The following is a 13164-nucleotide window of genomic DNA, read 5'->3' on the forward strand; positions in this document are numbered from 1 at the left end:
AAAAAAGCAAAGTCATTTCTCTTTTCTGCTTTCGGAAATGTAAAAACGAGAGTTGTAAAAAATTCTGAAATAAGCGGAAATCCACAAAAATCAACACTCGATTTTTGTGAATTTCTTCTTACTTCTTAGGTTAGAAACAATTGGTTCTAGACTGTTTAAGGCTTTTTTTTTCCTTTTGGTTTAAAATTAACGATTGTGACGATCCCTAGTAAGATGATCAATGCCAGTGTAAAATAAACCGGAAAAAGTGAACCGAGATTCCCACTTGTTTGTGGAATCCTTTTTGTAGTCGCTTGCCCTTGTTTCGGTATAGTCGATCTAGGAGTAGCTCCTTCTTCAGGAGAGACGACCACGCTTGATTTTGGATAAATAAACAATTGATCTAAACGAGTGCCATCGGCAGTAATTGCAGGTAATTGGACAACGACTGGCTTAGCTGGGGAAGACAATGCATCGTTTGCAAGTTCGGTGACTTCATAGAGTCCTTCAGTCAATGGAATAGTCGCTTGCCCGTTTGACCCCGTGATGATTTCGATTGGTTCAAAACTTGGGATTTCCGTAAAAGGATCACTGGCATCATTACTCGGTGTGACCTTCTTGATTTGATAACGAATCCCAGGGAAGGGGGTTAATGCCTGTCCCTGTTCGTTCGTTAATCCCGTTTCTAAGGAGCCAGTTGGCTCAGAAGGAAGTAGGTGATTATCCATTTCCTGCTCTGAAAGCTTATATTTTACAATGGTTAATTGGAAGGCTTCTTCTGCGTATGCCACAGGAGTAGTCCATTTTCCAATTGAACCACCGAAGAGGAATAGTAGAACCAACAGGAGGCGAATAAATAAAATGGAATGATTATCTTTTTTTGGGTTCATCTTTCTTTCCTCCTGTTTTTTTTCGATTCATTTCCTCCAATTGGTATTTTGTACCTAATCCGATTAAACCAATCAGGGATAAACTAGCAGCTGCGATAAGGACACGTTGCATGATTGAACTGTTACCGGCAAAAGGCAATTCAGTGATCAGCTCATCTTCGGCAAAGAGATGAACGATCGTGTTGTTTTCATCCAATGTGACCTCGCTTGGTTGTTTCAATAGTTCATAGCCATCGGGTGCTTTTGTTTCAACCAACTCATAGGTACCGAAGGGAACCTCTTCAAAATGAATACGACCATTCGCGTCAGTTGTCTTCGTTTGGAGGATCACGCCTGATTCTTTTTCGTGGAGGGAAAACTCAGCGCCAGCCAGTTTCTTTCCTCCAATCAACTGATTTTCGTCATTGATATCTGGTTGATCATCCTGATCATCATCTACAGCGGTACCTGCTTCTAACTTATACAAATAAATCTCTCCAAGTGTACTGACAAGCCCTAGATTCAAATAAGGAATATGATAGATAGAATCATCTGTCGTGATCATTCCCGGTAAATTGGCTAAAGGTTCAGCGATATACTCATTGGTTCGGAGGGTGGTTTGATTTGCTTTTGAGTTGATGGAAGGATCTTCACCAACCATTGGCCTCGTTACTGCAACTTCTTTTCGTTCGATTTGATCGCCGATTTGGAATTCTACTACATAGGTTCCTTCTGGTAGATAATTAAAACTGTAATGACCATTTGCATCTGTTTTTAGTGTGGCATTTCCGTTACTGTCAACAAATGATGTTCCTTTCAAGTTATGCTCGACCAACTGATCGGCTACTTCGCTTGGGTGAGTCAGGCTTGTTCGATAGAGTTTGACAGGGATATTTGCTAGCCTTTCCTCGCCATCATCGTATAGACCATCGCGATCTTCGTCTAACCATACGAACCCGCTCAACTCTCTGCCATATACTCGGGTAATCGTTTCTTGTGAATGGACAGGTAAGTCGATTTGCGCATTCATATGGGCGGTATTTCGATATTGGTCACCCGGTAATTGGTCAACTGGTTGGACAGTGATGGAGAGAGTGACCGATTCACCAATCGGAACAGTTGGTTTAGTGATCATAAAACCTGTGGCATGTTTGATTTCTTCATCAGGTGTTGAACCGGGTGTGTATTCCGTCCATGTAGCAAGGTCGATCTCATTTGGGTTCGTCGCATCTTCTACTGGTTCGGTGGTGTAATACATCGTATATCCTTCTGTGTCGATATCCACTGAAAGAACCTCTAGCGTACCATTGAAAGAAGAGCCACGAGAATCACCGTTATACGGTAAGATATCCATCAGACGAAAATCATGAGCGGGTTGTAAGGCACTGTTGGCTGAAGTGATCGAATAAGTGAACGAAGTATCAGCATCCGCTTCGGTCAAAGGATTCATTTCTTGATTTCCTGTTTCAATTGATGTTTTGTTGACGGACTTGCTTATTGTTAGTTGCTGGACAAGCTCTTGAATGAACTGGTCTTGAGATGATCGAGCTGATTCGGCACGGGTATCTGTAATTTCTGGAGTATCGGAAATCCACATTTCACCAACACTACGTATGACGAGTGAATGAGTTAAGCCCATGTCATTGAATGCTAGTTGCGAACTATCACTGATAGCCGTGAAATTCACTTCAATCCCCTCTGTAATAGAGGAGTCAGGAAACACCCAACGCAATGTCGTTTCTCCGTTTTCGTGTTGGATAATGATTGGATCAGGTAAAGGATTATCATGTTCATCTTTCGAAGAACCAGCTAGGTAATTGATTCCTTTTGGAAGAATGGTATTCAGCGCACTATCATAATCAACTTCTTCCGATCCAGAGAATGTTCCTCGAACTTTGACATCGATTTGTTCGTCGGATTGATACAAAGGTTTCGATACAAGTGTTTCTGTTTCAATTCCAAAATTCTTAATAAAGGCATTTGTACCAAGAAAAGGCGTAGTAACAGCACTTGGTATACTACTATCGTAGGGAATGGTTACATTAGAACCATCCGCGGCCCAAGTAGCTGGAAAGAAAGTAAGATTATTTTCCGCAGGGCTTTGCTTAAAAACAACACCTGAATCATTTCTGAGAGCAGCACGTGATAGGTGGACATAAGGATCGCCCTCCTCATCCAATGCGCCTGATTGACCGATGACTCTTATTGGAACGCCATTCCAGTGTAAAAAGGTAGGCTCGTTATTGATATGGTATTGGAATCGGACGGCACTGATCACCCCAGCTTCCTGTGCTTCTTGGGGAGTGTCGTACCAAGTGTAATTTGAAACGATTGTATCAATATGTGGGACGGTTAAGTCGGGCATAGCATTTCCATTATTTCTAACACCATACGTTAAATAAGAGTAATCACTTTCGTTTGGATAATAACGTTGTGTATACGGTTGTCTAGAAATATCATACTCAAATCCATTGGAATTCCATTGGAAAATTTGGTCAGAGGTTGCTGTTCCAGGAACATTCTGTGTGACAAACCAGCCTCCTAAATGTAATTTTTGTCCTCTCATAAGAGTCGGTTTGCCAACATTAAATTCCCACGTATTGAATCCAATATCCTGATTTCCCCAACTGTGTATCTTACCTGTTATGGGATCTGGAGGATTTAAAACGACGAAGTTTGGACCGGAGGAAATATCTCCTGTCGGAATCATATAACTACTAAAATGTACTTTAGCGTCATTAGTAGTAGTTACTCCATCATAATTTAAAGTAGGAATACTTAAGTTTAATGTGTAATACGACCAATTGTTTGTTAACATTAATTCCTGTAACCTCGAATGATCCCAGTCAAAAATAAATTCAATGCTGATAAAAGCTTTGTTTGAAAAGGTATGACCTAAAGTGTCATAAGTATAGATATTTTTGATTCCTTTATAGTTTGAGATTTCCCAAGATTCTTGATAATTTCCTAATTCAATCATGACATTACCAGAGTTGAACACCCCGATTTTTTTGTGATCACTATAAGGTTCAGAAAAGTAAAGTTCATTTGTTTTTCCGTGGGGTACAGGCAATGGGTGCGCTAATATTGTCGGATCAAATGTTGCTTCATACGGACTACCTTCTGTGGTTGCTTGCCAATCAGCAGTCGTTCGATCGGCATCTGTGACAGAATAGAAACGTGTTTGGGCGGAGTCATATTCAGATGGATCTACAGGTATTTGAGTATTTCCCAAAGTTCCGGTGACATTTTGAATAAGATCAAAAGTAATCGGTCCTTCAGGGTAGGTGGAACCGCGAATATCACCGATACTTCGTCCATCTAGATTTTTTAGCTCAATGACTAATCCTAGGTTGTATACCGAATCATTATTTGTAGCGTTAGGATCATAGATTTGATAAGTCGTTTGCTCGCCACGGACGAGTGTTGCAGCAATAGAAGGTGCGGAAGAAACGATTGTTGGCGGCGCAGTTAGATTTGCTAAATGTTCGACTGTATAAGTGTGATTAAATGTTTCTAACTCACCAGTATTTATATTTATGGCATCAATCAGTTGCAATTTGAACGTGGGTTGCATGATCGTTCCGTTCTTTGCACCAGACACATTGACAACGATGGGCACGAAAACTTGTCCCGAAGTGCTGATGATCGATTCCATGATGCCTTCAGAATACATGGTGCCATCACCGATGCCTGTATCAATATACGTGCCATTGGCAATTTCTCCATTAATAAAAGGCGCATCATTAATCAGGGTAGTCGCGTTAGGCAAGGTGCTAACGACACGATAGCGGATATTTGTGTAATCGTTTGGTAACTGTGTTTGTATTGAGAAGCCAAGTCGGTATAAGATTTGATCATTGGAACGAACGATATCGTTATTTGGAGAACTATCATAGCCAGGATCATCGTGGGAATCAAAACTGTCTGTACCAGTGGCCATCGTTAATTTGGCATCTTTGATGACGATAGGATTACTGCTAGTTTCTTCGCTGGTATCTATTTCTTCAGCCACTAATTTTGGTGTAATGATGGAGTCTTCTGCAGGGAACTCTTCTTCGAGAAGTTCTTCCATTGTTAAATCAGTTTCCTTTGTTTCGACCACTAAGATATTCTCATCGGCGATAGTTTCCTCAAATGGAGGAAGTGCTGTATCGTTTCTTTCATCATGGGTTTCAGCTTGTTCTGTTTGGGCCTCGTAGTCTGAGTCTTCGGCTGAAGATGACGTTTCTTCAACGTGGGATTCGGATGTTTCTTCTAATGCAGTCACATCATCTGGTCTTAACCATTGAAAAAGGGATTGATACTGCTGAGAATAAACATCCGTCAATACGATACTCATATCTTTCGTTGGTTCCCGAAAAACGAGAGTGACTGGCTGATCTTTGACTAAGCGTAAGTAAATAGTCGGTTGCTCCGAGTTTTCCTCGGATGCTACACCAATTACATCACTTGCTACTGCTTGTTCAATTGTAGGGAGGGCAGGCTCAACCATGGACGCAGTAGTTGAGGAGACGGTTGTTTCCGTCGTTTCTACACCAATACCTAGACGAGCCAGCTCTTCTTCTTGAACAAAATTTTCGGTGGAATAGATAGGGATGGTTTGCTCCTGTTCCTCATTTAAGGTGGTGATTGCATAATCCGTACTAGCTGGGAGAGCGAGTAAACGATTTTCAGTACTTCTGATCGTGATGGTTGCAGGATCATCATAAATTTGTGTTTCTTTTGTCATAAAGGTTTGATCCTGATTGATTACTTCAACTAAATGTGCTTCTTCTTTGGCTCGAAGGGGACCACCTACAATAACGACTTTAGCGATTATACCAAGGATAATCGCTAAAACAATCACTATTAGAATAGGAGGTTTTACTTTGAGTCTAGAAAAACTAGTATTCATTGCAGTCTCCTTTCATTCTGGACTTACGTCTGTTTTCGCTTTTTGTGGATAATGACCACTGTTGTGCCAATAACGATGGCTACAAGTGCAATTGTGATGATCAGATTTCTGCCTATACCGCCAGTAAATGGCAAGCTTGTTTGCGGTTTATTAGTGACTGTCAGCTCAATCGTTGCATCATCTGCGGTCGTCAAATCGACAGTTACTCTTTGGGGAGCTTTCAATAATTCGTAGCCCTGAGGAGCAGTAGTCTCGACAACCCAGTAGTCGCGTGTAACCTCGTGATTTTCCACGTAATTATTACCATTGGCATCCGTCCAGTCTAAGGCTAACCCATCAAAAGTCGCGTGACCATTTGCATCAGAAGTAGAAGTTAAGAAAGTTATCCCTGATGGTAAATTGGCATCCTCTGCATAGCTATTTCCATTACTAGCAATAAAAGTTTTATTGTTCGCATTACTCTCAGAGGTGGCAATTTTGAATTCGGCACCAGCTAGACCAGTCCCGCTATTTTCTGAAATTTTTTCGATATCAAAGCCACCAGTATAGTATTTTGGATTCGTTGTTTCTGGTGGTGTTGTACTTTTTGGTCGTTGGCCCGGAAGTTGATGGTTGACAGTAAAGGTATTTTCAACAATATTGTTCCAATATTCTGGAACATGCGTGGTAAGCACCGTACGGATATCAGTATAGCCATTTGCGACTGATCCGGCTTTGATCAGACCAGCTTCTGTCAAAGTGGTTGTCAGTCTATTTGTCTCAGCATCAAACGAGACCGTATAATCGGTAAGCGCCAAGTCTGTCCATTCACCACCAGCTTGTCTAACTTGCATTTTTGCGCTATCTGGAACATAAGTTAAGTCACTATTCAGTTCGTCTACCATTGAAAAATTTGGCTGTAATAACCCACTAGTATCTCGATATACAATGGGCTGACCAGCGATCATCTCGACAGTATCCACCGTCTGTCCAGCGGCATCTAAAATATCGATCGTTCCTGTTTGACTGGCGACTTGCCAGAGACCTGCTGGGATGTTAGTAGTCAATTCCCAGCGAAAGGATTGTCCGGCTTGAACAGAATCGCCTTTTTCACCATTGATTGTTTTGTCAGGATGCAATAAATCTTCTAAAATATTCTTTGGTTCAACTTGTACATCATAGATCAATGAAGATAAATCGGTACGACTAGTTTGGGGAATATGCACAAAAAAAGGATAAACAGCTGTTTCGATTTTTTTTCCATCGGTTGTAGCTAAATTTTCGCCTGTACGTTCATCTGGTAATTCAGTAATTAAATAGATGCCATCATTGGCTCGACCAATGCCTAAGTCAAGCGTTGCTTTTCCACTTGTGTCAGTTGTAATTGTCTGGGCGTTGAAAGTGGTGTCGATTTCGTAATCTGTGCCCAATTGTTGTTGTTTTGGATCAGTTAAAGAGCTACCACTCGATAATTTTTTCACCCGTTCCACTTTGAAGTTGATTCCAGGAATCAACTCTCTATCTGGATTGGTGAGGGTTCCGTCTCCTCGAGGTTCCAACTCACTAAAGTCAGTGATCGCGTACTTCCAGATCGTTAAGCTTCGCCTAGATGTTTCATTGGCAATTGCGTTATCAACTGTTTCAGCTAAGGCGATTGGTACATGAGGTAATCGCAACGAATGGTCAATAGAAGATAGACCGATTGATAAAAGTGTTGTAGCAAATACTAATTTTGATAATGTTTTTATTATGGATTTCTTCTTCATTTTCTCCCTCCTCAACTATCAAGCAATGCATGTCCAAATGTGTGTGTACGTTAGATTTGCTGAGTGATTGAACATGTATGCCTGCTTACATACATAGGTCAAGAGTAGAGGATGAAAGTGATCTCCAAAGCAAAAGTTTCATAAATGACACTTTTATCATTAGAATAAGGTGAGTTTATGATGGTAATAAGATTAATTTACGTTTGCTGGTTGATTGTACTAGATGAACATCCATAAAAGAATAAAGTAAATGAAATATTGGATTTACTAAAAAACTTTTAGCAAATGTAGCTTCTAAGTAGATAATAAAAATCAGACCAATGGCTATAAAAAGCGTAACCTGATGGAATAGGTGATTGTCATTACTCGGACATTTGTGCAATGATCTCTACTTTTTCCCATAAGGTATTGAGTGTCTTGATTTCGAAAACCCCTTTTTGTTCGTCTCGGAAGACATAGGCGATGATTTTTTGTAATCGACTATATTTTTTTTGCCCTCTTTCCAATTCACCATGAAGCGTTAGTTTTGCAGCATATAAAAATAATCGCCAAATCCGAAAGCGATAATTAAAACGGTGAGGTGTTCGTTTCAAAATAAATGTCGTTGCAACGGTGACATTGCTTTTACGGCAAGAATCTAGGGCTGTTTCGTAATACCCAAAATACAATAGATCCAAGACTAATGGGTCTAAGACTTCTTCATGATTCGTTCTGCGGTATAAAAATCGTTTAAAAAAATAATCATATTCTTCAAAATTAAGCGTTTCCGTAATTGAAGAAAAAAGTTTTAGTTCGATGTTTGTCCATAGATCAATACTATTTAAATAAGTTTTTACTTGTTGGATCAATGTTTCGTATTCTTGATAAGCGCCAATGAACTTGCTGTGGATTAGACCAGCGCGCCAATATACATATTGATAACCTAAACCATCTGTTTTAACAAATTGGTCCAACGCTTGAGTTTTTATTTTTGCGATTTCAAGATAGTCAAATTTAGCAAGGGCTTCAGCCAACTGGTTTTCTAAAATTTTAGAACCTTGTTTGATCAAAGGGATTACTTCTTCAAATTCAGTTAATTCGATCCCAAGAATGTCAATGATTTTTAAAAAATTGTTTAGACTGATTTCACCTTCTCCGCGAACAAAGCGATAATAAGTAGGTCTTGTGATTCCTGTAGCAAAAATCGTTTTTGTTGAAATTTTTTTTTCTTTTCTAATATCATTCAATAATTCCCCCAAAGCAAGAGGAGTTTTTACATGGTTGATCATCGGATTCACCCTTTCTTTTATCTTGGAAAATAAAAATATATAAGTTATTTTATTTTTAAAATAAGTTATGTTTTGTATTGATAAATAAAATTATATCTAACTATTTTAAATATAAACATTATAATAATAAGGTTAATCTAATATATATTTAATTTTAGATAACATTAATTATTTTTATTTTGTTATTTAAAAATAATATTTTATTATCTTAAGTGTAATTTTTTTTGATGTAGTGATAAAGTTATTTGCTTATGAATGAGTCAACCTATTTTCAAGTTAAGAAAATTTTAAGAATTGGTGTATTATTTTGATTTCTGTGAAAATTTGTACAAAAAATTCTTAGAACGTACCTAATAAATCGTAGAAGAGTAGTGTCATATATGAAACTCTCTGACACTCTAGATCCATTTAAGTTTAGTGTAAGGATATTAAGCTGTTAGCTACTTGTATGTAGGAGATAAAATAGGATCGCTGAAAATCAATGGGATAGTCAAAGGAGTAACTTTTTATGGAAAAAGAAAAAATATTATATAAAAATGGTAAGAAAATAACTATAAGAAGTACAAGTATCAAAAAAAGTAATGTGTATAAACGAAAGATCGCTGGGGCGTTTATAGTCATTGGTACGGTGGCAAGTAGTTTTAGTCATAGTATTGTATCAGCTGATCAAATCATTACGAATACGATAGAAATGGAAGATACACCCATTTCGCCAATCGATGAGATGGTCTTATCAGAAAGTACCACAAACTCAGATAGTGAGCGACTTGAAGCGAAAGAGGAGGAGGAAGTATCTACAGAAGAAGATAATGAAGTGACTACTCCTTCACCTATTCCTGATTTGCCGGACAATCCGGAACCAGAACCAACTTTCCCTCAACCATCTGTGCCAGAAACGCCTAAACCACCAATATCACGACCTCCAGCAATCACACCTGAGATGCCAACAACGCCTCCACCGATAGGATCAGAAATAAAGGGTAATGAGGATTCAGGCACGAATGGTGTTGAGTCAATCCCAGTTCAAACGGAATCAGAGGGAGAAGTATGGACGTCTCCACCTGAAACATCTTTGGGAGCGGCCCCTGCTGAGACGGTGCCAACTGAAACCGTAGAAAGCATAACGATAACCAAAGGACCGATTGCCCGAACCGAACAGAGTAGTCCCTTTTTTAGAGGGTTTTCTGCCAATACGACCACGGAAGCTTTTATTCAAGAAATTGCGCCGGAGGCTAGAAAAGTTGCTTTAAGCAACGATCTATATGCATCTGTGATGATTGCTCAAGCCATTTTAGAATCGGGTAGTGGAAGTAGTCAATTAAGTGCATCTCCTCATTATAATCTCTTTGGAATAAAAGCTTACACCGAGGAAAATTCGGTGGAATTTTTAACACAAGAGGATGATGGAACAGGAAACTTATACACACTTAGCGCACGTTTCAAATCTTATGAATCCTACGAAGAAAGCTTTTTAGATTACGCCAAATTATTAAGAGAAGGATTAACTCAAGATGCTGATTTCTATTCTGGTGTCTGGCGTTCGAATACTTCTTCATATCAAGAGGCTACAAGGTTTCTAACGGGCAGATATGCCACTGATACGTCCTATTATCAAAAATTAGATGCATTGATCGATGTCTATGACTTGGAAAAGTTTGATATTGAAATCGATCAACTAATGATTGGAGAAAATGGATTTATCAACCCGTTGGAACACTTTACGATTACGAGTCACTACGGTATGAGAGGAGCGGAGTTCCATCGAGGGATCGATTTAGCAGCCAATGCCGGAGCGCCGATCTTTGCCAGTGAAGCAGGAACAGTTATAAAATCCGAATATCACGCTTCGTGGGGAAATGTCATTTCGATACGTCATGAGAACGGATTATTTACATTATATGCGCATCAAAGTGTCAATGTTGTTGAACCAGGGCAAGTCGTTCAAAAAGGGGAAGTGATTGGTTTTGTTGGTTCGACGGGGAATTCAACTGGACCACATTTGCATTTTGAGCTATCAACAGATGCCAGTATGGAACAACGATTTTTAATCGATCCGTTTGAAATCATACAACTATGAAAAGGAGTAACCTATGAACTTTAATGCAGAGCAATTAAGGAAAATCACTTTCCCCACGGTTTCTCTCGCGGGGTACAAAAAACAAGATGTGGATGATTTTTTGACACACGCAGCAAATGATTATGACGTGATGAAAGAGACAACCACAGAATTAGAGAAAAAATTGACGCTTGCAGAAAATCAAAAAGAGAATTTAGTAAAAGTATTTGAAAAAGAAAAAAGTGATTATTTAGCTGAAATCAATGAATTAAATGCTAAGTTGGATGAAGCAAGTAAAGAGGGCAGAGATGTACATGCGAAAAAAAGAAGCTTTGAAAATGCCTTGATTATTGCGCAAGATGCCGCCTTGAAGATTGAAGAAAATGCTGAATTAGAAGCCAGACGTATCGTAGAGGAAGCAAGGATTGAACAAGAAAATATTCTCAAAGAAGCAAAGGTCGAAGGGAATAATATCAAAGCCGAAGCCTATCATTTATTAGCTGAAGCAAATGGAAAAGTCAGTGAAGCGAACACTTATTATGAAGAACAGATGACGAAGCTAGAAAGTGAAAAAGAAAAAAGGACGAAAGAAATCATCCAGTTAGAAAGTGAAGCAAACAATGTCCGCTTGCAAATCATTTCAGAATATCAACGTGCCATCAATAATTTGTCTGAGGGGAAATGGCAAAACTGGATAAATGCAGTCAAACAAACGGTTAGTGATGGGAGTGAATAGTTCGGACAACCTTTCGACTTCCCCTACTTTCACCACGAACTTAGTCGGAGGATATAATAAAGCGGAAGTTGATTCTTTTTTGGAAAAGCTCAAGGTAGAACAGGAAGCAAAGAATCATAGGATTCAAGAGCTAATACGTGAGAACGCAAAGAAAACAACTGAATTAATCAATTTGATCCAAGCAAATGCCACTGTTTCTTCTATATTAAAAGAAAAAATGTCTAAGATAAAGGTGTTAGAAGGGTCTTCCCCAACCAAACAGACTGAAAAGTTAACGGATGCGATTCAAATCACCCAAGCAAAAGAAGCGCTATCTATTGAAAAAGAAAGAATCCATTGTTTGAAGAACGAGTTAAAACAGAGGTTATATGAATTTGAAGATTTTCGAACAAGGAATATCGAAGTATGGTGCAGTTCGATGACTCAGCTAAATGAAAACATCAGCGAAAGTTTAAGGAATAAGAAGAGGGAAACGTTGGATTAGTTCAGCAAGAAAAAGTTTGGAGGTTGAAGAGGTGACAGGAATCAATAAAAGCGCATGGGTTTACAAACGACAAAAATTAGAAGTGTTGGCTAAGAAACGTGTTACTTCTATCGAAGTGTTACAAGAATTGAAATTTATGAAAAGAATCGATGCAATTGAATCAAAAAATAAGTCAACGAAGTAACTGCTTGTTGATTTATTCTATCAAACAATCACTGAAAACCACCAAGTAAGGAGTAGCTATACTTACTTGGTGGTTTTTAATACTCCATCCTCTCTTTTTGCACACTAAAAATAGTGTGCAATGTAAAAAATAGAGTGTGCTTGATAAAAATTAACATGAAAACCCTTTTATACCAACTTGATAAAGCGATTTCAAAGTTGGCACGATACTTGCATTATATAAAAGTGTAAGAAGAAGAAAAGGAAGTGTTCACAATGGAAAAAAGAACAATCATGCTTGTCTGCTCTGCAGGAATGAGTACAAGTTTATTAGTGACAAAAATGCAAAAAGCAGCAGAAGAAAAAGGCGTAGAAGCGGATATCTTTGCAGTTTCAGCATCAGAAGCTGATAGCCAACTAGAATCAAAAAATGTAGACGTTTTATTATTAGGACCACAAGTACGTTTCATGCAAAGTCAATTTGCTGAAAAACTAGCACCAAAAGGGATTCCGTTAGATGTTATCAACATGCAAGACTATGGCATGATGAACGGGGCAAAAGTATTGGAACAAGCAGAATCATTGATTAATAAATAAAAACAAGAAAAAGAGGGAAGAAAATGGAAGATCAAAAAAATTTAGAAGCGATCATGGGCTTGATCATGTTCGGCGGCAACGCAAAAAGCGATGCAATGGAAGCGATCGCGGCTGCGAAAAAAGGTGACTTTGAATTAGCAGATGCAAAAATCAAAGATGCAGAAGAATCATTGGTTCAAGCACATCATTCGCAAACAGGGTTATTAACACAAGAAGCACAAGGGGAACACATGGAAGTTACTTTGTTGACCGTTCATAGTCAAGATCATTTGATGACATCGATCGCGTTTACAGATTTAGCAAAAGAAATTATTGATCTATACCGTCGTATAGATGCTTAAATAAAAGTTTTTTAAAGGAGAAAAGAGGAA

General features: G+C 38.7%; 10 protein-coding genes. 6 read left to right on the forward strand and 4 right to left on the reverse strand.

Annotation, left to right across the window (positions count from 1 at the left end; all coding sequences use genetic code 11):
* Positions 1-155: 155 nt before the first annotated feature.
* The 4 genes from I2F89_RS02325 to I2F89_RS02340 all read right to left on the reverse strand — a co-directional run bounded on the left by I2F89_RS02325 (position 156) and on the right by I2F89_RS02340 (position 8758).
* On the reverse strand, positions 156-869 hold the full coding sequence (locus tag I2F89_RS02325) for a pilin N-terminal domain-containing protein (protein ID WP_195513346.1): 714 nt from the start codon (positions 867-869) through the stop codon (positions 156-158).
* Complete coding sequence (locus tag I2F89_RS02330) at positions 850-5745, reverse strand: SpaA isopeptide-forming pilin-related protein (RefSeq protein ID WP_195513348.1); 4896 nt, start codon at positions 5743-5745, stop codon at positions 850-852. The genes I2F89_RS02325 and I2F89_RS02330 overlap by 20 nt, the downstream gene beginning before the upstream one ends.
* Before the next feature lie 23 nt (positions 5746-5768).
* Positions 5769-7490: a SpaH/EbpB family LPXTG-anchored major pilin gene (locus I2F89_RS02335; protein ID WP_195513350.1), complete on the reverse strand. Its 1722-nt coding sequence runs from the start codon at positions 7488-7490 to the stop codon at positions 5769-5771.
* A 362-nt stretch (positions 7491-7852) separates the two neighbouring features.
* Entirely contained in the window at positions 7853-8758 is a 906-nt protein-coding gene (locus I2F89_RS02340) for a helix-turn-helix domain-containing protein (protein WP_195513352.1), read from the reverse strand.
* Positions 8759-9266: 508 nt separating this feature from the next.
* Here I2F89_RS02340 and I2F89_RS02345 point away from each other — a divergent pair.
* The 6 genes from I2F89_RS02345 (at position 9267) to I2F89_RS02370 (ending at position 13134) form a co-directional block, all read left to right on the forward strand.
* On the forward strand, positions 9267-10835 hold the full coding sequence (locus tag I2F89_RS02345) for a peptidoglycan DD-metalloendopeptidase family protein (protein ID WP_081367404.1): 1569 nt from the start codon (positions 9267-9269) through the stop codon (positions 10833-10835).
* Between the two features lie 13 nt (positions 10836-10848).
* Complete coding sequence (locus I2F89_RS02350) at positions 10849-11550, forward strand: DivIVA domain-containing protein (RefSeq protein WP_071866200.1); 702 nt, start codon at positions 10849-10851, stop codon at positions 11548-11550.
* A 79-nt stretch (positions 11551-11629) separates the two neighbouring features.
* Entirely contained in the window at positions 11630-12034 is a 405-nt protein-coding gene (locus tag I2F89_RS02355) for a hypothetical protein (protein ID WP_229078027.1), read from the forward strand.
* Between the two features lie 31 nt (positions 12035-12065).
* Positions 12066-12218, forward strand: coding sequence for a hypothetical protein (locus I2F89_RS02360; protein ID WP_157811363.1), 153 nt, complete (start codon positions 12066-12068; stop codon positions 12216-12218).
* 254 nt (positions 12219-12472) lie between these two features.
* Complete coding sequence (locus tag I2F89_RS02365) at positions 12473-12793, forward strand: PTS sugar transporter subunit IIB (protein ID WP_010736487.1); 321 nt, start codon at positions 12473-12475, stop codon at positions 12791-12793.
* Between the two features lie 23 nt (positions 12794-12816).
* Positions 12817-13134, forward strand: coding sequence for a PTS lactose/cellobiose transporter subunit IIA (locus I2F89_RS02370; RefSeq protein ID WP_010736486.1), 318 nt, complete (start codon positions 12817-12819; stop codon positions 13132-13134).
* Positions 13135-13164 lie beyond the last annotated feature (30 nt).

Origin of the sequence: Enterococcus sp. 1001283B150225_161107_E12 (assembly GCF_015556925.1) — a bacterium.
In the GTDB taxonomy this organism is placed as follows: domain Bacteria; phylum Bacillota; class Bacilli; order Lactobacillales; family Enterococcaceae; genus Enterococcus_B; species Enterococcus_B mundtii.

Excerpts from the sequence above, each read along its gene's own strand:
- I2F89_RS02325 (WP_195513346.1), bottom strand. The coding sequence starts at position 869 with ATGAACCCAAAAAAAGATAATCATTCCATTTTATTTATTCGCCTCCTG.
- I2F89_RS02330 (WP_195513348.1), bottom strand. The coding sequence starts at position 5,745 with ATGAATACTAGTTTTTCTAGACTCAAAGTAAAACCTCCTATTCTAATA.
- I2F89_RS02335 (WP_195513350.1), bottom strand. The coding sequence starts at position 7,490 with ATGAAGAAGAAATCCATAATAAAAACATTATCAAAATTAGTATTTGCT.
- I2F89_RS02340 (WP_195513352.1), bottom strand. The coding sequence starts at position 8,758 with ATGATCAACCATGTAAAAACTCCTCTTGCTTTGGGGGAATTATTGAAT.
- I2F89_RS02345 (WP_081367404.1), top strand. The coding sequence starts at position 9,267 with ATGGAAAAAGAAAAAATATTATATAAAAATGGTAAGAAAATAACTATA.
- I2F89_RS02350 (WP_071866200.1), top strand. The coding sequence starts at position 10,849 with ATGAACTTTAATGCAGAGCAATTAAGGAAAATCACTTTCCCCACGGTT.
- I2F89_RS02365 (WP_010736487.1), top strand. The coding sequence starts at position 12,473 with ATGGAAAAAAGAACAATCATGCTTGTCTGCTCTGCAGGAATGAGTACA.
- I2F89_RS02370 (WP_010736486.1), top strand. The coding sequence starts at position 12,817 with ATGGAAGATCAAAAAAATTTAGAAGCGATCATGGGCTTGATCATGTTC.